Genomic DNA, 21,332 nt, shown 5'->3' with positions numbered 1-21,332 from the left:
CTCTAATCCATCAAGTACTGCTTAACAAAATGTAAAATAGCCTCTTCTTCATTAATCAGTTGTCCTAAAACAATGGCTAATTCAATTTGAGAGATAATATCTCCCATCTGTGGACCAGGTTTTATTCCTAATTTCTTAATTAAGGTGCCACCATTGACAACTATCTCATGCCTATCATGGATAGCTAACTCACTATCTAGTTGTTCTATTTTTTCAAAATCAACCATCAAACCTCTTGCTTTGCGAATACCTTCCGCTTGTTTTATTATAGTTTTTCCATAACGATAAAGATGTTCTTTAGTCAATCCCATTTGTTCACGAATACGATAAACATCCACTATATGCTCAACATCTTTTTGAAAGTGAGTTGATGTCTTCCATTTTTTTAAAAAAGTCTTTGTGTGTTCAACTTCCATACTCAAGATGAGTGATGCCCAAGCTTGTTCTGATGTCTCAAATAAAAAATCTTTATCTAACTGGGACAAAAAGGCGCTTAATTGTAATTCCCTATTTTTTAAGCATGGTAGATAATTAAAAGCATAGCTATCTATTAGTGCCAGCATTCCTTTACGCCAATAAGGTGCTAATAGAAGTTTATCAAATTCAATAAAAGAACGCTCAACAGATATTTTCTCCAATAATGGCGCGTGCTTTTTCATTGCCTCAAAAGTTGTTGTTTCGATATCAAAATTTAGACTAGCAGAAAAACGCAAACCTCGCATAATTCGAAGAGCATCTTCATTAAAACGCTCACTGGCGAGTCCTACTGCTCTAAGAAGGTGATTATCTAAATCATCCAATCCATGAAAGAGATCAATAACTTCTCCATCTTCATTTAAAGCAAAGGCGTTAACTGTGAAATCTCGACGTTTTAAATCTTCTTCTAGCGACCTAACAAAATTGACCTGACTCGGACGCCTATAATCAACATAAACCTCTTCAGTCCTAAAAGTGGTAATCTCATATTCACCACCTTTTTCCAATACTAAGACTGTTCCATGTTCGATACCAACATCAACTGTCCTTTTAAAAATCTGCTTTGTTTCTTCTGGATAAGATGATGTTGCTATATCAACATCATGAATTGGACGGTCAAGTAAAACATCCCGAACACTACCACCTACAAAGTATGCTTCATAACCGGCTTTTTTTATCTTTTTTAATATTGGTAAAGCCTTCTGAAACTCAGAAGGCAAATAATTTAATCTCATCATACTATTCCAAATCTAAACGAACTAAAGTCGCATTATTATTTCTTATAAATGGATTCAGAAACAAAAAGAACTGCCTAAGGGACACTCCCTACCTACTCAAATTATCAAAGAAGAATCTCCTAACTTCTTCTTTGATATCTGCAATAAGGATCAACCTCCAAGCAACTCTTTTTATCACACATCAATTTTTGGGGGTAATACCAAAGGCAACCGCACCTTCACCAAGATGAGTTGCAATAACGCCACCAAATGATACAATTTCTAAATCGTCTTTAAGACCAGCTTTAGCTAACAAATTATATAATTGTTCCGCCTTATCTTGTGCTCTAGAGTGAATAATAGCAATATCATATTCACCATCTGCTGTCATTTCTTTGACAATCTCAGCCAAGCGTTTTAAGGCTTTTTTCTCTGTACGCACTTTCTCATAGACAACGATTTTACCTTCTTCATTAAAATGTAAGACCGGCTTGATACTTAAAAGGTTACCAATGATAGCTGAACCGTTTGACAATCTACCACCTTTTACTAGATGATTCAAATCATTAACAACAATAAATCCTTCAATTTTTTCAATTTGTGATTGTATCTTGTTAACTATGACATCAAAATCCATCCCTTCACGTGAACACATCAAAGCATTTCTAACTAAATTGCCCTGTGGTGCTGAAGTTATTTTAGTATCTGGAAAAGCAATTGTCAAATTTGGATGTTCTTCAATAAGAAACTGAATATTCTGCCAGAAACCTGATATTCCCGCTGCAATGAATAAACCAAGAACGTGCGTATACCCTTCTTTCTCCAATTGACATAAGAGATCATCTAGTTCAGCTAAGCTAGGCTGACTTGTTTTAGGTAATTCTTTTGATGCCGCTAGCTTATCATAATATTGGTCTAATGTCAGATTTTGTCCCTCGATATAAGTTTTACCATCAATGATAATTGGAATATCTAAAACATAGACATCTTCATGATTTTCGATAGCCTCGGGCAAGTAAGCTGAGGTATCAGTAATAAGTGCTAATCTCATTAACTATTAAACTCCAATGTTACTCCTGGTCTATCCAAAGCAATTTCTGTAACTTCATAAGTCAGACGTTTAACGATTTCTAAAAGAGGGGCTGCTAGATTCTCAACTTCATCTTGACTAAACTCACTAGGCTCATTGATAAGGCGCCCTTGGATATGAGCCATTTGTGAAATGACACCAGAAATAACAAACTCATCACGTACAGTAACAAATTGTAACACTGCTACAATGCTCGTTACTTTTGCTGCTTCATCTCTATTAGCTAATTGGAAAGTAACTTCAAAATTTGTTTTTGGGGTACCATTTTCCTCTTCCCATTCTAAATTGCGCGCATCATAGTGGTATTGATTGACAAATTCTTGTTCACGAATGACTTCCATGTATTTTCTCCTTGATAGACAATATGTATTATTATAGCATAAATTTGTAGATTCTTAAAGCAGGTGGGAATCTAGAACTTCTTCTTAGGATGTCTATCAATCACTTCTTGATTGTTACTCAAGGCTGCTAAACCTTTTTCTGTAAGTGCCAACCCTCTGACAACAAACAACTTCCCTAATTCCTCTTCTGTAAAAGCAATAGCTATTGCCTGATCTAAATCAGAGCGTTTCATCTTTGACAAGCCTTTTACGTTTTTTCTTTTAAGAATAGTTTTAAAAGTGGAGCAGATAAGTGATCTAAAGAATCAAGCGGTGACTCCATTCTTACAAATCCATTTTTTATTAAAAATTCTAGGTGTTCTTTTCCATTTATACCATAAATGTATTCAAAATATTTTGAAAAACTTGTTTCAGTTGTGAAAGTTCCAAACTGTATACGCCATAATAAGATAATGTCTCCAGGCAAGAGTCCTTCACTAGTTTCTTCCATATTTTTCCTAGGAACAACTTTACTAAAATTAATTTCAGCCAAGTCTCTTTCAGGTGAGATATAGGGGATATTGGGATAATTTTTGTAAATTTCTTCAATAGTTTTCATAATCATATTGTAGCAAAAAAAGCGCTTATAAAAACAAGCGCTAAGGCATGGGGGAAGTCACCTTTTTGAAAAATTCAATTTCATTTTCTGATATTCTAACCATGTTAAAATTATCATGATAACATCAAATACACATAGAAAAATCATTAAAATGCTATGACTAGAAAAATATTCCCTTAGTTGGAAAATGATAAACCCAACGAAAACTAAAATTGATAAAGGGTAAGCAAATAATTTCTCTTTATGTAATAAAATAAGTGCTACTAATTTGATACCGCCATGAATTAATAGATAGATAGCGGCTAAATGACTAGCCGAATCATTAATATAACTGCTTATTTTCAAGAAATGAGCAGAAATAAAACCATGAATTCCACTGTGAACTTCACCTTCAGTTAAAAGAAATAGGAGATGTTTTATTTGTGTAGGTTTAAAATAATATAATAAAACGCCAGCTACTACTTGTCCGACTGCAAATAGCGTTTTTAGATACAACATAATTGAAAAACTTGTATCAACTAGTTTTGTTTCTTTTTCATTCCATTTAATCATTGCTTACCTCCTTTCCTCAATCATATTATCCATTTTTTTGCTTAAATAAATCATATCCTATTGAAAAAATATTAGCAATTATTAATGATTAATCTACCATTCTTTTTACAACATAAAAAGGCGAATAGACCCAATAACGATAGTTTATTCACCTTTTATTCAATGTAAATTTGGATAAGTTGAGATTAACTATTTTGTTTTACGGAACAAGCCAAAGAGTACACCTGAGACTACCGCTCCAATTAGAATAAATAGAATATAAAGTAAAGGATTACTTGTTAATGCGATGACAAAAATCCCTCCATGAGGAGCCATCAACTTGATACCAGCTAAACCAACAAGCGCTCCAGTTAAGGCTGAACCTACAATAAAGCTAGGGATTGCACGCGCTGGGTCAGCAGCACCAAACGGAATAGCACCTTCAGTGATAAAAGATAACCCCATAACGATATTTGTTAGACCAGATTGACGTTCTTCATTATTAAATTTATCTTTAAATAATAAAGTTGCCACAAATACTGCTAACGGTGGAACCATTCCTCCAGCCATTACAGCTGCCATAACAACAGAGCCGCCATTTGCAACAGTTGCTGCAAGAGTACCTGTACCAAAAACATAAGCTGCTTTATTAACAGGCCCACCCATATCTACAGCCATCATACCACCGACTAGTAAGCCCATCAAGACTGCTGAACTACCAGATAAACCTTGTAAGAAAGTGTTAAGAGCTGTGTTGATAGCTGCCATTGGAATGTTTACGAGCAACATCAAGAAACCTGTAATCAAAACACCTAACAATGGGTATAAAAGAATTGATTTAATACCTTCAAGCGATTTTGGGAGACCTGAAAGTAATTTTCTAAGTAGTAGGATAACTCCACCAGCTAAGAAACCACCTACTAAAGCCCCTAAGAAACCTGATGGCACACCTGCTAATGCTAAGGTTGCTTTCCCACCTTCTGCAAAAGGTACTTTACCGAATGCCAGTCCACTTGATGCAATTGAACCAGCTACGAAGCCAGCTACTAGTCCTGGTTTTTCAGCTATTGAATAAGCGATATAACCTGCCAATACTGGTAACATAAATGCAAATGCTGCGCCACCGATATTTTTGAATAAGGCTGCAATTTCATGATATGAACCTAAATTACTTAATTGGTCTTTTGGTACACCAAGCATGTTATCAAAAAGGAAAGCAATCGCAATCATAATACCGCCACCAATAACGAATGGTAACATTTGTGATACACCACCCATAAGGTGTTTATAAAAAGCAGAGCCTAAGCCTGATTTTCCATCAGATTCACCTGATTGTTTATCATTTTGATTTTTTGCATGATAGGTTTGTGCCTTATTATCGAGAATAATGTTAATTAAGTCTTCACTTTTTTTAATACCATCAGCTACCGGACGTGATACCAAAGGTTTGCCATCAAAACGATCCATCTCTACAGCCTTATCTGCTGCAATAATAACACCCTTAGCCCTTGCAATATCACTTGAAGTCAACTTATTTCCTACACCAGAAGCGCCATTTGTTTCAACTTTAATACCTACACCCATTTCAGCTGCTTTTTTCTTTAAAGCTTCTTCTGCCATATACGTGTGGGCAATTCCCGTAGTGCAAGCTGTTACTGCAACAATATAATCTGAACCTTTATTTGTTGATTGTACTGTTTGTGGAGCTACTGTTTCTTGAGAAATGCTATTACTATCAAAAGTAGCAATAATGTCATCTGGCGTTTTTGCTTGACGTAATTGATCAGCGAACCCTTCTTTTAAAAGATATTTAGATAGTTCTGCCAAGGCAGCTAAATGCGTATCATTAGCACCATCTGGCGCAGCAATCATAAAGAATAAATCAGTTGGCTGTCCATCAAGTGCTTCGTAATCAACACCTGATGCAGATTTTGCAAAAAGGACAGTAGCTTCTTTAACGGCAGCATTTTTACTATGTGGCATAGCGATACCATCACCTAATCCAGTTGATGTTTGTGCCTCACGCTTCATGATACCATCTTTAAAAATAGCAAAGTTTGTCACAACACCTGTGTCAACTAATTTTGTAATCATTTCATCAATTGCAGCCTCTTTACTGGTTGCTTTTAAATCCATAATCATAACTTCTTTTTTTAGTAGGTCTTGGATTTTCATAATTTTTCTACCTCAACTTTATTATAAATATCTTGGATAAACTCAGCTGTTGCTAAATCATCTGAGAAAGTGGTTGCCGTACCACAAGCTACGCCCCATTTTAGTGCTTCTACTGGATTTTTTGACTTAACAAATTCTCCTGTAAAGCCAGCTACCATTGAATCACCAGCCCCAACGGAATTTTTCACTTCACCCTTAATCGGTTTTGCAAAATATGAAGCTTCTGGAGTTACTAACAATGCACCATCCCCTGCCATAGAAACGATAACATTCTTAGCTCCCTTATCTAGAATCTTATGTGCATATTTTTCGATATCAGGCAAACCTTCTAGCTCTACGCCAAAAATATCTGCTAATTCATGGTTATTCGGTTTTACTAAAAGAGGCTGATAAGCAAGAGCGTCTAAAAGTGTCTGACCTTCAAAATCGCAAACAACTTCCGCTCCTGTCTTTTTAGCAATTGGAATCAATGTATTATAGACCTTATTCCCAAGGCTAGCTGGTGCTGAACCTGCGAAAACTACTGTGTCCTCAGGTGTTAGTCTCGAAAGAAGTGTCTCTAGACGATGAAGTTGCTCATTTGTTATCCTAGGACCCCCGCCATTGATTTCAGTTTCAATTTTTGCTTTTACTTTAACGTTGATACGTGTATCTTCATTAACAGAAACAAAGTCAGTTTTGATACCTTCTGATACAAGTCCATCTTCAACAAAACGTCCTGTAAATCCACCGATAAAACCTGTAGCAGTATTGTCAATTTTTAAGCGTTTTAATATGCGACTAACATTAATTCCTTTACCACCTACATATTTATCATCGCTAGTCATACGGTTAACACTACCCAACAATAGTGTATCTAGACGAACAATAAAATCAATCGATGGATTTAATGTTACTGTATAAATCATACTTGAATCACCTTCATTTTCTCTTTTATTATTGTCATAAGTTCTGAATCAGTCTTATTAGTTACTAAATTAATGTCATTTATCTCTTTCACTTTAGCAAATGTAACTTGTCCAATTTTAGATGAATCCATTAGAATAAAGGTTTGTTGACTATTATTAATAATAGCTTCTTTAATAGCAGCTTCTTCTAAATCTGGTGTAGTTAAATAAACTTCATCTATACCATTCATCCCCAGAAAAGCTTTATCAACCGTTATCTGCCTAATCTGATTAATGGCTACCTGGCCAATACTAGCATCTGTTGAACGCTTAACCGCTCCTCCGATAATGATTGTTTTTATCCCTCTATCAACTAACTTTGCAGCATGATGAATAGAATTCGTCACCACCGTTAATTGCTCGTGAGGGAGAAAATCAATTAATAATTCTGTCGTAGTTCCGGCATCAATAAATATAACATCTTGCTTTGCTATCAGCTTTGCAGTTTGTCTAGCAATATCCAATTTTTTTTGAACGTTTTTGATAGATTTTTCTTGATTACTTAATTCCTGGCCAAGTGAGTATGGTAATTCAGCACCACCATGCACCCTTTTTAAAAAACCTTCAGATTCAAGTTCATCTAAATCCCTGCGAACTGTAGATTCAGAAGTCTCTAAGATAGACGTTAATTCATCTAAAGTAACACTCTTATTTTGCTCAAGTCGTGATAAGATAATTTCTTTTCTCTTTGACTTTAGCATAGTCCCTCCTTGAATTGAAATCGTTTGCAATTTAATTATATCTCTTTTTCTTTCAATGTCAAGCATTTTCTTCCAAAAACTATCAATAAACTAAAAAAGCCTAATCTAAAGATTAGCTTTTACAAATACTTTAATTTCTCTTCAAAACCTTTTTAAGAAGCTGTATTCCTTTGTATTTAAAAGGACTTGGATAATAGTTAAAAGTTCCCGTTTTACGAATGATATAACCATTAAAATTCTGTTTAAATCGAAGAATACTATCTGAACCATCAAAAGTCCCCTGAATACCTAGGAGGTTATAGAAAGTAGAACCTCTTTTGAGAGCCTCTTGCATAACATATTCCTGAAGAACTGCTGGTGCATAAAATTTATTAAATTCTGTGTAGGATCCTGAAAAGAAATAAACTGTCTCCTTAAGACTATAAACAAATAGACTACCAGCTAAAACAACGTCTTGGTTATCATACTTTTGAATAAATGACTGAACTTCTTGTCGACGTGTTTCAAAACTAGCCAGTTGATTAACTATTTCAGAGCGTTGTCTATGATACTTAGGAGAGTCTGCATTTTCCCTAAAACGTTCATCAAGCAATTTAAGCTTATTTTCCAATGCTTCAGCTTTTATTTGCAAGTTATGGTCGTATTCTCTAAAATTTAAAGTGGCAATCACAAATTCAGCCTTACCTTCAAAGCTATCGTAAAAATCTTGATAATAATCTAAGGACTTATCCATATAATCACGTCTATTTGACGTAGAAGTTGTTATCTCTTTAAATAAATGTAGCTCATCACGTTTAAGAACGCGAACCTTGATTCCAAAAGACATTGCTTTCTTAACCAAAGGTCGTCCTGTCTTAGAGAATGAAGATAGTAACGTTTCAGAAGTGACACCTTCTAAATTTTTAACATAGTGCCAAGATAAATATTTACCAGTAAAACCAGTTGTTAAACCATCATGGTGATAACCTGAACTGGTAAAATCTTCAATCAGATTATCATTTCCCTGATTACTAGGAACTCCCGAACTAGTGAATAATTGGTAATCATCATAAGGCTCAACTATTAATTCTAGAACACCGTTGGATTTGGCATAGCCTTGTAATGCTTTATAAAATTGTTTTAGATACTTAGAATTTGAATGAACTGGTCCTGAATCAATTTTCATTTGAAAACCACCAGTGACTGGCATAATATAAGATAAACTGATTATCTCTAGTTTATTTTCTACTTGATATCCCAAATACCTAACATCATAGCCGCGTTTTTCTAAAAGTTTAGCCATCTCAGGTGTTTGTAAAAATGATTGTGAATCATAATTTCCTGAATGTTCTTTAAATTCTTCTATTGTTAATTCTCGAAGCGTCATAAATACCTTTCTTAACTATTTCCTACTTTTCTCCACATTCTATCTATTCGATACTATCCAAATAATATAATTTTGACGTAAATCTCCACTGTTTTTTCCAACACACATAATATTAGTAAAGCTAAATCTAAAAAGATTTAGCTTTAAATTTCAATGTAGCGACGAATACCGGAATAACTCTTGTATGAAATCCACTGATGACCATCTACTACTAACACTTGATCATAATGTATTTTTTCACCCTTTTGAAAATTAAATTCCACTGGACTTGATACTTTAGGTTGACTTTTCACATCTACAGTTTTAGTAAATGTATAGGTACCTGTTTTAGGTAAGTTGGGATAACTAGTCGGTTTAGTCGCCTCATCTTTCGCTTTTTCACTACTTGTAGTTAGCTTTTTCACAGGAATATAGCGACGAACACCACTATAAGATTTGTAAGAAATCCACTGGTAACCATCTGCTGTCAATACTTGATCATAATTTATTTTGTCACCTTTTTCTAAAGTAAATTGGGTCTGACTTGATATTTTAGCTTCATTTTTTACTTCAGTACTTCCGATAATATTATAAACACCGGTCTTTGCTAAACCATTTTCAATAGGTTCTTGAGAAGAATTAGTTCCAGCTACTGTCACTTTAGTTCCTGTTACACCTACAAGTGTCCCACTAGCTTCTTGGTAGTATAAATGAATATTATAAAGACCCTTCTCATTCTTATGGTCAGCAAATGATACAACTACTTTGTAGTTGCCATCCCCAGTAGTTACAGCTGTATACCATTTAATATCATCTTGCCCTCCTTGTTCAGTCCAAACCGGTACCTTAACAGCAGCGATACCGTTATCATCTTTAATATTCGTAATTAAAATATCAAAACCTGTAGTTGTTTCGTTAGAAATAGTCAGTCTACCAGTTTTAGTAATACGGGCTTGTGGTTGAGGAGACACTTTTTCTTTATCTTCAGTTTTTTCTACTGAAGATGCTTTACCTAACAAAACAAAACGACGAACACCATTGAATGATTTATAAGATAACCACTGATTTCCTTCAGTAGTTAGTATTTGGTCGTAAAAAATTCTGTCTCCTTTGTCCAATGTAAATTGAGTTGGACTCGCTACCTTAGCTTCATTTTTTACTTCTACTTTATGTGAAAATGTATAATTTCCTTGCGTTGCTATTTTCTCTTGATTATTGCTTCCTGAATTTGTTACAGGAGTAGGTGCTTTAGTCTCTGAACCTCCTGATGGATTTAGTGACTCAATAGCTGCGTATCGACGTACGCCACCAAATGACTTATATGAAATCCATTTCACATTATCTTTATTAAATACTTGGTCATAGAAAACTTTATCACCTTTCTTTGCATAGAAAGCTACTGGGGCTGATTTTGAAGGTGTATTTTTCACCTCGGTTTCTTTGCTATAAACATAATTCCCTTGTTCAGGTAATGTTTTTTCCACCATTGGCTTTGTCTCTACTAAAGGAGTAGTAATGTCCTTTGTTGCCGTATTTTGACTATTTACAACTTTATCAGACGCTTGAACACTATCATTATTGGAAGTAATCACACTTGACGCACCTGTCTCATTGGAAGAATTATGAGCATCCACACTAGTGCCTGTTTGATTATTAACTTGAACCGATGTAGTTTGATCCGCAAAAACAGGACTTGTGACCATTATGAATGATCCTAAAATTACTGAGGCTAAACCAAATTTATATTTACGTAGAGAGTAAGATTGCTTAGTATCATTTACTTGTCCTTTTTTCATCATAAACACCTACTTCCTTATTTATTTACACTACTATTATAATATCCTTTTTGTAACATGTAAACATCTTTTAGAAATATTTGTAACATAAACGTAATATTTCATACTGTAAATACTTCTCGAAAAAAATACCCAACTCTTATTATTCTTAGTATAACAAAATCATTATCATTAAGCATATCAAAAAACCGGGCACTATCCACCCGGTTGATTATTATTTTATGCTAAGTACATTTTCTTTAGTGTGAATTAATTGTGTGATTAATCGACAGTAAGGTGTATCAATGCCTAGGTTTTCACCTTTTTTATTCACTGCGCCATTTAAGAAATCAATTTCAGTTAAGCGCTGATTTTGAACTAAGTCTTGATGCATTGAAGGGTAATGATGGGCTGCTTTAACAGATGTATCCATAACATACTTTGTTATTTCTTCTTCATCAAGCTCTACCCCTTCTGCTTTTCCAACAGTAACAAATTCATGGATAATTTCATGTACCATATTTACGCCGTCTTCACTAGCAAATAATTGACCAATTGTACAATCTAGCAAGGCACAAGTTGAATTCATCGTTCCGTTAACACAAGCTTTTCTCCAAATATTTGGCAAAACATTTTCGTCATAAGTAGCCTGTAATTTTGCTTCATTAAGTAATTCAGTAACGCGATGACCTGCTTCTTGATTGTTAGGGTCGATACTTTGAAGATTTACAGAACCAACTCCCTCCAGATGAGCATGTCCTGGTCCTTTCAACCCTGCAGTCCAAACTGTTACTCCCATCAAAATATTGTGTTCAGGGATATATTGACGAATGACATCTTCATGTCCTAATCCATTTAAAAGACATAAGACCTTTGTTTTCTTACCAATAATTTTTTTAATATCTTGAAGCATATTTGGCAACTGCATTGCTTTAGTAAACAAAATAATTAAATCTGCTTCTTCTGTCGCATCAGTTGGCTTCATGATAGGAAGTTTAACAAGGTCCTCTGTATCACCTGTTACCTTCAAGCCATTTTCTTTAATAGCCATAATATGGTCTGCCCAATTATCAAGTAAAATAACATCATGATTTGTTTTAGAAATTTGATATCCAAAACGACATCCCATAGCGCCTGAACCAGCAATATAAACTAACATACAACCTCCAAATTAATTTTGACCTTCAAAAACGAAAATATCGTCTTTATAAAGTTTCAGAATATCTTTACAAATTTTGTGCGATACAAAACCTACTGCAAAAGGAATAACGAGCCAAGATAAGATAACAATCAACATACTTGCTCCTGCTTCAAATGAAGCAATCGGACCTACTGCACCAACAAGCCCAAAACCAGACGAAGCTGGTGTTCCCACCAATTTAAACAATGGGACTGTTAGAGAACTTATTGTAGCAGTCATAAGCATTGGAATCGCCATTACTGGATGCTTTAGGAAATTTGGCATCATCATCTTCATTGCACCTAAAGCAATAGCAATTGGAACTCCAGACTTATTAGCCTTCATCGTTGCCCAAACTAGCACTGCTGTTGTTGAAGCAACTCCCATTGAAGCTGCACTCGCTGACATACCATTAAGACCAATCGCTAGACCAATCGCTACTGTTGAAATAGGACTTACAATAAGCATTGAAAAAGCCATCGCAATTAGAATTGACATCGCAATTGGTTGTAAAGTAGTAAAAGAATTAATTCCTTGACCAATAAGTGTTGTCACATATGAAACGTAAGGGAGTAATTTCCATCCTAAATAGCCTACGCCTGTACCTATGATAATAGGTAACAAGATAATGGTTAGGGAACCAAATTTATTACCAAACCACTTAACTGCTAAAACTGTTAAAGCTGCTGTTAGCATCATATTGATGAGATCACCAATCCCACGCAATTGGAAACTACCAGTAGCAACTCCTTTTTGAATAACTTCTGTGTAAGCCCACGCACCAGAACCAATATATGCAGCACCTCCAACAGCAAGCTGTTGCATTGGGGTGAATTTAAACTGTTGACCAATCAAAAATCCTGCCATAATTGGTGTGAAAAATTGGAATACCTGCACGATGTGTAAGAACTCTGCAGCAAGTCCGTAAGATAAAAATGGTTTCAAAAAAGTGGCTAGGATAGCATTTGGGATGAGTGCTACAACGATTGCAGTTGCTGTCCCACCTAACACTTTATTGATAAAAGAGCCAGCCGTCTCTTTTGGTGTTACCGTATTTGTCATAAAATACCTCGCTTCATTTATTTAATATCATTCATAACGACAAAGTTAATTATATCACAAAATAAATAGGAAGCTTTGTTATTTTTTTAACAATATATATAATCCTTTTTTATAAACTTATCAGTTTTATTTATAGTTATTTTATCAATGATGTTGAATGGACTACACGGTTATCTCGATCAGGATAAATATAATTGATAGCTTGGTTTATAGCGACCGGTGCTTCCCCATATCCTGTTGCAATCAATTCTACCTTTCCTGGATAATTAGCAGCATCTCCAATAGCATACACGCCTTCTTGAGTCGTCTCAAAAAGTGAAGAAACATTGATACTAGACCGTTTATAATCCAAATTCCAATAACGTAAATTTTTATTAGAAGTAGAAAAGCCAAAACTAACAATCAAGTTGTCTAAAGGTAATTCAATTACTTCATCACCTTTAACTTTTTGAACGACCAAGCTACTAACTCTCTGACTATCTCCATTTAAACCAATTGGGACATAAGGGGTTAAAATTCTAACACCTGATGCCTTTAGTATATCCACACTATGCTCATGCGCTCTAAAAGCATCTCTACGATGAACAATCGCTACACTAGCTGCAATCTTATCTAATTCATTGGCCCAATCAACAGCTGAGTCGCCTCCACCACAAATAACAATATGTTTACCTGCAAACTGTTCTAACTTTGTAACGTTATAGAATAAATTATTATCTGCATAATTTTCTTCATTTTCCAAACCTAATAAACGCGGAGCAAAAGCACCGTTACCACAAGCAAAAACAATAGCACGCGACAAATGTTGATCTTTATCTGTTTGAATTGTGAAAACATCATCTACTTTCTCAAATGATAAAACTTCTTCTTTTAAACAGATTTCAATAGAATCTTTAAATCTCTCTAATTGTTCAATATGTTTATCAATTAACTCACGTCCAGTAATCACCGGATAACCAGGAATATCATAGATTTTTTTCTCAGGATAAAGGATAGCTGGCTGGCCTCCTAATTCCGAAAGGCTTTCAATAATTTTAACGGATACTCCGCGTAGTCCAGCATAAAAAGCAGCAAAGAGACCTACTGGTCCGCCTCCTACAATAGTGATATCATAAATTGTTTTGTTCATTTACTGTATCTGTTCTTTCTATTTCTGTTTTAATTTTCTCTAAGATAAGTCTCTCTTCATCCGTCATTGCATAATTTTCTAACAAGTCTGGTCGACGTTCTAGTGTTTTTCGCAAACTTTGTTCTAAACGCCATTTTCGGATATTTTCATGATGACCACTCATGAGAACATCAGGAACTGTCATGCCTAAATAATCATATGGGCGCGTATACTGAGGATATTCTAATAGGCCCGATGAAAATGAATCATCCTGATGACTTGTTTCTTTACCTATAACTTCTGGAATCAGACGAACGGTAGCATCAACCATTGTCATAGCCGCCAATTCTCCTCCCGTAAGAACAAAATCTCCCAAAGATACTTCGTCTGTTACTAATGATTTTATACGTTCATCATAACCTTCATAGTGACCACAAATAAAAATTAATTCATCTTCTTTGGATAGTTCTTCTGCAAAATTCTGATCAAATGTTCTGCCCGCTGGGTCTAGCAAAATAACACGTGCTTTTTGAGCATCAATTTTACCAATTGTATCAAAAATAGGTTGAGCACGTAAAAGCATCCCTTGCCCCCCACCGTAAGGCTCATCATCAACATGTCGAGACTTCTCAGCATTTTCTCTGAAATTGTGATAATTAATTTCAAGAAGTCCTCTTTCTTTTGCCTTACCAACTATAGAATGTTCCAGAGGGGCAAACATTTCAGGAAATAAAGTTAAAATATCAATCTTCATCATCTAAACCTTCCATCAATTCAACTTGAACACGCTGATTAGAAAGGTCCACTTCTAATACTACTGGCGGGATATAGGGTAATAAAAGATCACGTTTTCCATGACGTTCCACAACCCAAACGTCATTTGCTCCTGGTTGTAAAATTTCTTTGATTTTTCCAATCAGCTCTTCCCCTTCATAGACATCTAAGCCAATAATTTCATGATAATAGAATTCACCATCTTTAAGGTCGCTCAGTTGATTCTCTGCCACCTTCAGTGTGAAACCTTTATATTTTTCAATATCATTAATATGATACATTCCTTTGAATTTTATAATGTCAAAATTCTTCTGCTTACGATGACTAGCAATTTCAATATCCATAACAAACTGATTCTTTTCATCGAATAAAGCTAACTCTTGACCTTTTTTAAAGCGTTCTTCTACAAAGTCAGTCACGCTTAATACACGCATTTCGCCTTGTAATCCTTGTGTATTGACAATTTTTCCAACGTTAAAGTATTCCATAGTAACTCCGATATTTTTGAAAATAAAAGAAAAACCAGCCGCTAAAATGCAACTGGCCACGATAGTCCGTACGGGATTCGAACCCGTGTTACCGCCGTGAAAAGGCGGTGTCTTAACCCCTTGACCAACGGACCATGTGAAACTGGGGTAGCTGGATTCGAACCAACGCATGAGGGAGTCAAAGTCCCTTGCCTTACCGCTTGGCTATACCCCAAAAGACAAAATCTAGTATATCGAAATTCTAGATTACTGTCAATATCTTTTCGAATTAAATTTTAAATTTCGATTTTATCCCTTTTAATAAAGCTCATATAGAGTCTATCAAAGTATTTTATGTTTCATTTTTGAAATATATTCAAAAACTTTTTGGTCCCTTTTTTCGATAATAGCTTGTAAAAGTAGTTCATGGTACTGCTTATTATTCATCCCAATTTCTAATATATCTTGTATAGCCACACCTGAGTCATTTTTTAAAGAAGATATATAGCGTCTCTCAGCAATAATGATATCTGCTTTTTTTAGTAATTTTTCATCTATCTGAGTCGTTTGATAGTTTACAAAAAAGAATTCCGCTATCTTAGATGTAAAATATTGGTTTAACATTACTTGATAGGTTTGTAATCTAATATTACTAGATGAAATTACATATACAGAAAGAGGAGCTAAGAAAGTCTCTATTAAGTTAGATAATTGCATTGTTAGTAGCACTGTCTCATGTTTTGAAAAAGTTAAATTCCCTCCTTTAAGGTTAAAAATATCAGCCAGACCTTTATCTAATAGGTGATATAAATCCTTAGAATAGCTCAGCCTTGATGTATTTAAAAAATAAAAATCAGGAATAAAATAATAACAATAACAAATAAAATGTCTCAAAAAATAGGCATTAATATCTTTAAAATGCTGCGAGTCAATAAATTCTCTACCCAATAATCGACCACAAAAATTTTTAAAGGCTTTAGACTTTGATATCTTATAAGAAGCAAAAATAAATTCTTCGTTGATATTGATATCATCTCGATTGCTAAATAGAGGACCATCACTAATACAAAACACTAAATATAGATAATCAAGTAAACCTTCATTCAACTCTATACCAAGATGTATAGCAATACTTTTTTGAGCTGCTTTGGATAACTCCATATAGAGAATCGATTTTTTTAATTGATTAAAGGATTCTGTTTGAGGAATGTCTACTTTATATTCTTTTCTTTTCCAAGCTAAATTCACCAAAATATAAAAATAGTAATATTCTTCAGATAAGTCTTTAAGGTCGTAGTCACACCCTTTAAAATTCGAGTATTCAATAAAATCCCTTATCATTACCTCACTTGTAGCATCAAAAGGATAAATAATAAAACCAAAATGATATTGTAACAAAGCAATCAGCAGCCTAATCTGATATTCTGGACCTGTCACTTTATTTTTTTGTATTGATAACTTAACACTCTCCAAATAAAGTTTACAGTTTTTCTTTATTCGGTAGGCACTTGCGACGGATATGAATTTCTTAGCCGTGAATTCAGAAAAACTGACATTTTGAGGAGCAATAAAATATGCCAAAAACTGTAACGTATTAGACTCTCGATAAATGGTATGCAAAGTCTCTAGCTTAGAAAGTGTTTCGTAATGGAACAATACCATTGTTCTACTTTTGACAACAAGGTAGAAATCAGAATAAAGTATTTGTAGTTCCGAAATAAGACCTTGTAAAATCTTTTCACTCAAAGCATATTCTGTTTTAAAGTGATCAAGGTTAATTTCTCCATCATCAAGTAAGGCGGTCATCAGGTATGCTTTCAGTTTTATTTTTTCTTCGAGAAAATCAAATAGCAATATCTTATCCTCATTAATAAAAAATCAGAAAATTCCCTTTCACATCCATTATATTCTAAAAGACTAAAAAACTCACAATTTTTGTGTAGATATAACAAAAAAGACAGGAAGTTCCTATCTTTTAGAATAAATTATTCTTTCTCATCAATGATGAGTCTTACTTTTTTCCCTTGTGTTGGTACCGAATAGACAATCGACCTTATCGCTGTAATTGTACGACCCTTTTTGCCGATAACACGACCGATGTCTTGGGTATCTAAATCAAGATGGTACTCTAAAAATTCTGGGCCATCCTGAATTTTTATGGTTAACTGATCTGGTTGTGAAATCAAAGGTTTCACAATAGCAATAATGAGATTTTCAATGGTATCCATAGGCTTTTATTATTTTGAGAATTTTTGATCGTGGAATTTAGTCATAACTCCAGCTTTTGAAAGAAGGTTACGAACTGTATCTGAAGGTTGTGCACCTTTTGATAACCATTCAAGAACACGTTCTTCTTTGATTGTAACTTGGTTTTCTGCAACTAATGGGTTGTATGTTCCAACAGTTTCAATAAAACGTCCGTCACGTGGTGCACGTGAATCTGCAACATTGATACGGTAGAAAGGTTTCTTCTTAGAACCCATACGAGTTAAACGGATTTTTACTGCCATTTTTAAATAGTCTCTTTTCTTTTTCTTTATATTTGGTCGTTGATAGCTTAACTAACAACTTTACCTTACTAAGTATAACATAAATACAAACTCTGTCAAGAAAAAATCTTGACAGAGCACATGTTTTTTTATTCATATCGTAAAGCATCAATTGGGTTTAATTTGCTAGCTTTATTAGCAGGTAATAAACCAAATATAATTCCAATAAATGCTGAGAAAATTAAACTGCCTATAGCCACGTTAAGTGACACAGAAGGAGTAATCTTATCTTGCGCATTAGCAATTAACATCGTACCTCCATAGGCTAGTAATAACCCAATTAATCCACCCAAAATCGTTAAGACCATTGATTCAATTAAAAATTGAGCTAAAATTTTACGTCGAGTTGCCCCAAGGGCTTTACGAAGGCCAATTTCTCTCGTGCGCTCAGTTACAGAGACTAACATAATATTCATCACTCCGATACCACCAACTAGGAGAGAAATTGCTGCAATCGCTCCAATAACACCTGTCATAATACCAACTTGGGTATTGATAGATTTAATTATAGATGTCATGTCAAAATTATCATAGTACCCATCCTTAGCATGACTAATGTCTGTTAAACGTTTGCCTATTTCTTTACCAATGCGATTGGATTGCGATACATCATTAAGATGAAAATATATGTTTTCTGCTTCTTTAGCACCAAACTCCGAAGCTAACTGTGTATTGGTTAAAATAGCATTCCCATCAGAATTACTTCCATATAAGCCTGAGCCAGCTTCTGGATCCGAATAAACCCCCACTACTAAGTAAGATTTATTTTTTACAGTTACCACTTTATTTAACGCTGCTTCATTTGTCTGAAATAATCTCTGAGCTAATTTTTCTTCTAGTAAAATAACTCTCGAGAATTGGTTATAATCCTCCTCTTGGAATTGACGACCACTTTTAATTTTGAACTTTTTGATACCAAGGTAAGTGCGGTTAATTCCTGTTATATTAACCGTCTTTGCCTTTTTTTCAAGGTAAGCTACTGGAGCATTTGTTTGATTAGTTACATAGTAGCCACTAACACCATCTACTTCCTTAGCAATCTTTTTTAACCATGATTCTTGAATAATTGGTTCCTTACGGTTGGTATCACTACTTTGCATGAAAGCCCCTTGAGCTCCAAAGTTATCCTCATTTTTTTGGTCTTCTTTTGTTTTATAATAAATCTGAAGGTTCTTCTGAGACTTTGTAATCTCATTTGTAACCGAATCTTTCATGCCCTTACCTAAGGCCATAATTAACACAACTGATGCAACCCCAATGATAATCCCTAACATGGTCAGAAAAGCACGCATCTTGTGCCCTAGAATCGATGATAGGGCAAATTTCCAATTTTCCATAATCGAATCTCCCCTTAATCAATTCTAATACTATCAGTAGTATCTGCTGTAATTTCGCCATCACGAATAACAATTTTACGAGTCGCATAATCGGCGATTTCTGGTTCATGAGTTACCATGATGATGGTTTTACCTTCTTGATTTAATTCCGTTAGGAACTGCATAATTTGCTCACCCGTCTTTGTATCCAAGGCACCAGTCGGCTCATCTGCTAGAATAATAGATGGGCTATTCACCAAAGCACGCGCGATTGCTACACGTTGCTTCTGTCCCCCAGATAATTCTGTTGGCAGATGGTTCATACGCTCTCTTAATTCAACTTTATCTAAAAATTGTTTTGCTAAATTTTTACGCTTTTTAGGAGCTACACCCGCATAAATTAAGGGTAATTCAACATTTTGCAAAGCCGTTAGTTTAGATAACAAGAAAAATTGTTGAAAGACAAAACCGATTTCCTCATTTCGAACTTGAGCTAATTTTGTTTGACTTAGTTCTTCGACACGTTTACCATTTAAACTATAATCTCCTGAAGTTGGGGAATCCAACAAGCCAATAATATTCATTAGTGTGGATTTCCCTGAACCAGATGGCCCCATGATTGCAAGAAATTCACCTTCATAAACCGTCAAATCAATGTTCTTTAAGACTTGAAGTTTTTGATCCCCATTTTGATAACTTTTAACAATCTGATGCAATCTAATCAGTTCTTTTCGATTAGTTGTCACGATTATTTCACCTCTGATTTCTTATTAGACTTAAGATCGATTGATTCAATATTATCAATTTTTTGCCCATCCTTGAAAGTTTTACTTGGATTAGTAACTACGATTTGTCCTGCTTTCAAACCTGATAAAATTTCTTGTGTCTTAGCATCAGCTTTACCAATTTTGACTTCAACTTTGGAAATTTTACGATTAGAATCATTGTATACCCAAACAAAGTGTTTATTATCTTTGTTTATCACAGAACTTGTAGGGACAATAAGGTGCTTATCTCCATTAACTACTTCAACTGATACAGTAAAACCTTGTTTTAATGCATCGAGAGGGCTAGTAATATCTACTTTATATTTATAATTTACAGCACTAGAGCCGTTGTTAGAGTCATTGTTGTTTGCTTCTGCTTCTGGATAATTTGAGATATATGAAATTTTACCTTCCCATTCCTTGTCAGGATAGACCTTAGATTTTATTTTAACAGACTGGTCTTTTTTTACATTAGCCAAATCATACTCACTCATCGTTCCTTGTACTTGGAGTTTACCTTCAGTTGCTACATGGACAAGTACTTGACTAGTTTTTGAAGCTGGATCAATATCACTATTAACTTCAACAACTGTCCCTGATACGTCACTTGTAATAACAGTATCATTCAATGCTTTTTGTGCTTTATTTACTTCTGCCTGTGCATCTGCATAAGCATCATTCAAATCTTGAAGTTGTTGGTTGTATGAAGCATTAGCTTGACTTTGATAATTTTGCTGTAGACGATTCGTCGCACCACTAGTCGATTGAGTCCCTTGTCCTTGTGATGATGATGAAGATTGATCACTTGATTCCATAGCTGGAAGACTTCCTGTTGTCTTTAGATTATTAATCTGACGCGCTACTTTATTTAATTGACGATTAGCAGTGTCGTAGGCTGCTTGTGCAGTTGTTGTATCATATTGAACTAACTGCTGACCAGCTGTGATTTTATCACCCACTTTAACTGTAACAGTTGCTCGATTACCTTTATTAGCATCAAAATACACATACTGTTCTTGATTAGCCTTAGCTTTTCCTGTCAAAAGAGTTGAGGAGGAAACACTTCCTTCTCTAACATTAAAAACTTTGTAATTAATTTTTACTGCACTCTTATTAGGTTGAGATTGTACCCATAAAAAGCCACCTACTGCTACAATTAGTGCCACTGAGAGCCCTGATATAATTGCTCCTTTTTTACTAATTCCTAAATTTTGTCGTTTACTCATGTCTATCTCCTGTTTGTATTATTAATATAGAACAAGTGTATTATTTTTAAATAATATTGTCAAGAAAATTCTTTAAAAATAATATTTTTACTCATTAAGTATACTATTTTGCTCATAGAAAGAACTTACAAAATTGAAAGTACTTTACTTTTTACCACAAATAAAAGCTGAGATATAGATCTCAGCT

General features: G+C 34.5%; 20 protein-coding genes, 2 tRNA genes and 1 pseudogene. All 23 read right to left on the bottom strand.

The window, feature by feature from the left end; genetic code table 11:
* Window positions 1–2: 2 nt before the first annotated feature.
* The 23 genes and pseudogenes from HMPREF9171_RS108860 to HMPREF9171_RS108965 all read right to left on the bottom strand — a co-directional run bounded on the left by HMPREF9171_RS108860 (window position 3) and on the right by HMPREF9171_RS108965 (window position 21,145).
* Entirely contained in the window at window positions 3–1,211 is a 1,209-nt protein-coding gene (locus HMPREF9171_RS108860) for a CCA tRNA nucleotidyltransferase (RefSeq protein ID WP_001238955.1), read from the bottom strand.
* Between the two features lie 184 nt (window positions 1,212–1,395).
* Window positions 1,396–2,244 carry a DegV family protein gene (locus HMPREF9171_RS108865; protein WP_001234244.1) on the bottom strand — a complete coding sequence of 283 codons (849 nt, stop codon included), beginning with the start codon at window positions 2,242–2,244 and terminating at the stop codon, window positions 1,396–1,398.
* A complete protein-coding gene (locus HMPREF9171_RS108870; protein WP_000452064.1) occupies window positions 2,244–2,624 on the bottom strand; it encodes a DUF1149 family protein in 381 nt (126 codons plus the stop codon). Before HMPREF9171_RS108870 ends, HMPREF9171_RS108865 begins: the two co-directional genes overlap by 1 nt.
* Before the next feature lie 71 nt (window positions 2,625–2,695).
* Window positions 2,696–3,228 (bottom strand): annotated as a pseudogene (locus HMPREF9171_RS01000000112950) (hypothetical protein).
* A gap of 51 nt (window positions 3,229–3,279) precedes the next feature.
* Window positions 3,280–3,774 (bottom strand): DUF2127 domain-containing protein, encoded by a 495-nt coding sequence (locus HMPREF9171_RS108875; RefSeq protein WP_000598911.1) that lies wholly within the window; start codon window positions 3,772–3,774, stop codon window positions 3,280–3,282.
* 189 nt (window positions 3,775–3,963) lie between these two features.
* Window positions 3,964–5,928: a PTS fructose transporter subunit IIABC gene (locus HMPREF9171_RS108880; RefSeq protein WP_000701392.1), complete on the bottom strand. Its 1,965-nt coding sequence runs from the start codon at window positions 5,926–5,928 to the stop codon at window positions 3,964–3,966.
* Window positions 5,925–6,836, bottom strand: a complete 912-nt coding sequence (gene pfkB, locus HMPREF9171_RS108885; protein ID WP_000640762.1) for a 1-phosphofructokinase — start codon at window positions 6,834–6,836, stop codon at window positions 5,925–5,927. The genes HMPREF9171_RS108880 and pfkB overlap by 4 nt, the downstream gene beginning before the upstream one ends.
* Window positions 6,833–7,576, bottom strand: a complete 744-nt coding sequence (locus tag HMPREF9171_RS108890; protein WP_000920255.1) for a DeoR/GlpR family DNA-binding transcription regulator — start codon at window positions 7,574–7,576, stop codon at window positions 6,833–6,835. Before HMPREF9171_RS108890 ends, pfkB begins: the two co-directional genes overlap by 4 nt.
* 130 nt (window positions 7,577–7,706) lie before the next feature.
* On the bottom strand, window positions 7,707–8,942 hold the full coding sequence (locus tag HMPREF9171_RS108895) for an aminoacyltransferase (protein WP_000175200.1): 1,236 nt from the start codon (window positions 8,940–8,942) through the stop codon (window positions 7,707–7,709).
* A 143-nt stretch (window positions 8,943–9,085) separates the two neighbouring features.
* A complete protein-coding gene (locus HMPREF9171_RS108900; protein ID WP_000976026.1) occupies window positions 9,086–10,720 on the bottom strand; it encodes an SH3 domain-containing protein in 1,635 nt (544 codons plus the stop codon).
* A 211-nt stretch (window positions 10,721–10,931) separates the two neighbouring features.
* Window positions 10,932–11,855, bottom strand: a complete 924-nt coding sequence (locus HMPREF9171_RS108905) for a 2-dehydropantoate 2-reductase (protein ID WP_000964162.1) — start codon at window positions 11,853–11,855, stop codon at window positions 10,932–10,934.
* Window positions 11,856–11,867: 12 nt separating this feature from the next.
* Window positions 11,868–12,938 (bottom strand): PTS sugar transporter subunit IIC, encoded by a 1,071-nt coding sequence (locus HMPREF9171_RS108910; protein ID WP_000185923.1) that lies wholly within the window; start codon window positions 12,936–12,938, stop codon window positions 11,868–11,870.
* Between the two features lie 136 nt (window positions 12,939–13,074).
* Window positions 13,075–14,067: an NAD(P)/FAD-dependent oxidoreductase gene (locus HMPREF9171_RS108915; protein ID WP_001044155.1), complete on the bottom strand. Its 993-nt coding sequence runs from the start codon at window positions 14,065–14,067 to the stop codon at window positions 13,075–13,077.
* Window positions 14,048–14,803, bottom strand: a complete 756-nt coding sequence (gene trmD, locus HMPREF9171_RS108920; RefSeq protein ID WP_000975545.1) for a tRNA (guanosine(37)-N1)-methyltransferase TrmD — start codon at window positions 14,801–14,803, stop codon at window positions 14,048–14,050. The genes HMPREF9171_RS108915 and trmD overlap by 20 nt, the downstream gene beginning before the upstream one ends.
* On the bottom strand, window positions 14,790–15,308 hold the full coding sequence (gene rimM / locus HMPREF9171_RS108925; RefSeq protein ID WP_000455618.1) for a ribosome maturation factor RimM: 519 nt from the start codon (window positions 15,306–15,308) through the stop codon (window positions 14,790–14,792). Before rimM ends, trmD begins: the two co-directional genes overlap by 14 nt.
* Window positions 15,309–15,370: 62 nt before the next feature.
* Window positions 15,371–15,442, bottom strand: a tRNA-Glu gene (locus HMPREF9171_RS108930).
* 8 nt (window positions 15,443–15,450) lie between these two features.
* Window positions 15,451–15,522 (bottom strand) — tRNA-Gln (locus HMPREF9171_RS108935).
* A 107-nt stretch (window positions 15,523–15,629) separates the two neighbouring features.
* Window positions 15,630–17,141 (bottom strand): M protein trans-acting positive regulator PRD domain-containing protein, encoded by a 1,512-nt coding sequence (locus HMPREF9171_RS108940; RefSeq protein ID WP_000895683.1) that lies wholly within the window; start codon window positions 17,139–17,141, stop codon window positions 15,630–15,632.
* 131 nt (window positions 17,142–17,272) lie between these two features.
* Complete coding sequence (locus HMPREF9171_RS108945; protein ID WP_000379626.1) at window positions 17,273–17,515, bottom strand: KH domain-containing protein; 243 nt, start codon at window positions 17,513–17,515, stop codon at window positions 17,273–17,275.
* Between the two features lie 9 nt (window positions 17,516–17,524).
* On the bottom strand, window positions 17,525–17,797 hold the full coding sequence (rpsP, locus tag HMPREF9171_RS108950) for a 30S ribosomal protein S16 (protein ID WP_000268757.1): 273 nt from the start codon (window positions 17,795–17,797) through the stop codon (window positions 17,525–17,527).
* Window positions 17,798–17,925: 128 nt separating this feature from the next.
* Window positions 17,926–19,173, bottom strand: coding sequence for an ABC transporter permease (locus HMPREF9171_RS108955; RefSeq protein ID WP_000432859.1), 1,248 nt, complete (start codon window positions 19,171–19,173; stop codon window positions 17,926–17,928).
* Window positions 19,174–19,187: 14 nt separating this feature from the next.
* Window positions 19,188–19,898, bottom strand: a complete 711-nt coding sequence (locus HMPREF9171_RS108960; RefSeq protein ID WP_000210670.1) for an ABC transporter ATP-binding protein — start codon at window positions 19,896–19,898, stop codon at window positions 19,188–19,190.
* A gap of 2 nt (window positions 19,899–19,900) precedes the next feature.
* Window positions 19,901–21,145: an efflux RND transporter periplasmic adaptor subunit gene (locus HMPREF9171_RS108965; RefSeq protein WP_000044609.1), complete on the bottom strand. Its 1,245-nt coding sequence runs from the start codon at window positions 21,143–21,145 to the stop codon at window positions 19,901–19,903.
* Window positions 21,146–21,332: the final 187 nt, after the last annotated feature.

The sequence above is a fragment of the Streptococcus agalactiae ATCC 13813 genome, assembly GCF_000186445.1.
In the GTDB taxonomy this organism is placed as follows: Bacteria; Bacillota; Bacilli; order Lactobacillales; family Streptococcaceae; genus Streptococcus; species Streptococcus agalactiae.
This window is presented reverse-complemented; position numbering and strand designations above follow the sequence as displayed.

Excerpts from the sequence above, each read along its gene's own strand:
- HMPREF9171_RS108860 (WP_001238955.1), bottom strand. The coding sequence starts at position 1,211 with ATGAGATTAAATTATTTGCCTTCTGAGTTTCAGAAGGCTTTACCAATA.
- HMPREF9171_RS108965 (WP_000044609.1), bottom strand. The coding sequence starts at position 21,145 with ATGAGTAAACGACAAAATTTAGGAATTAGTAAAAAAGGAGCAATTATA.
- HMPREF9171_RS108905 (WP_000964162.1), bottom strand. The coding sequence starts at position 11,855 with ATGTTAGTTTATATTGCTGGTTCAGGCGCTATGGGATGTCGTTTTGGA.
- HMPREF9171_RS108895 (WP_000175200.1), bottom strand. The coding sequence starts at position 8,942 with ATGACGCTTCGAGAATTAACAATAGAAGAATTTAAAGAACATTCAGGA.
- HMPREF9171_RS108955 (WP_000432859.1), bottom strand. The coding sequence starts at position 19,173 with ATGGAAAATTGGAAATTTGCCCTATCATCGATTCTAGGGCACAAGATG.
- rpsP (WP_000268757.1), bottom strand. The coding sequence starts at position 17,797 with ATGGCAGTAAAAATCCGTTTAACTCGTATGGGTTCTAAGAAGAAACCT.
- HMPREF9171_RS108870 (WP_000452064.1), bottom strand. The coding sequence starts at position 2,624 with ATGGAAGTCATTCGTGAACAAGAATTTGTCAATCAATACCACTATGAT.
- HMPREF9171_RS108890 (WP_000920255.1), bottom strand. The coding sequence starts at position 7,576 with ATGCTAAAGTCAAAGAGAAAAGAAATTATCTTATCACGACTTGAGCAA.
- HMPREF9171_RS108865 (WP_001234244.1), bottom strand. The coding sequence starts at position 2,244 with ATGAGATTAGCACTTATTACTGATACCTCAGCTTACTTGCCCGAGGCT.
- trmD (WP_000975545.1), bottom strand. The coding sequence starts at position 14,803 with ATGATGAAGATTGATATTTTAACTTTATTTCCTGAAATGTTTGCCCCT.
- HMPREF9171_RS108910 (WP_000185923.1), bottom strand. The coding sequence starts at position 12,938 with ATGACAAATACGGTAACACCAAAAGAGACGGCTGGCTCTTTTATCAAT.
- HMPREF9171_RS108900 (WP_000976026.1), bottom strand. The coding sequence starts at position 10,720 with ATGATGAAAAAAGGACAAGTAAATGATACTAAGCAATCTTACTCTCTA.
- rimM (WP_000455618.1), bottom strand. The coding sequence starts at position 15,308 with ATGGAATACTTTAACGTTGGAAAAATTGTCAATACACAAGGATTACAA.
- HMPREF9171_RS108875 (WP_000598911.1), bottom strand. The coding sequence starts at position 3,774 with ATGATTAAATGGAATGAAAAAGAAACAAAACTAGTTGATACAAGTTTT.
- HMPREF9171_RS108880 (WP_000701392.1), bottom strand. The coding sequence starts at position 5,928 with ATGAAAATCCAAGACCTACTAAAAAAAGAAGTTATGATTATGGATTTA.
- HMPREF9171_RS108915 (WP_001044155.1), bottom strand. The coding sequence starts at position 14,067 with ATGAACAAAACAATTTATGATATCACTATTGTAGGAGGCGGACCAGTA.
- pfkB (WP_000640762.1), bottom strand. The coding sequence starts at position 6,836 with ATGATTTATACAGTAACATTAAATCCATCGATTGATTTTATTGTTCGT.
- HMPREF9171_RS108945 (WP_000379626.1), bottom strand. The coding sequence starts at position 17,515 with ATGGATACCATTGAAAATCTCATTATTGCTATTGTGAAACCTTTGATT.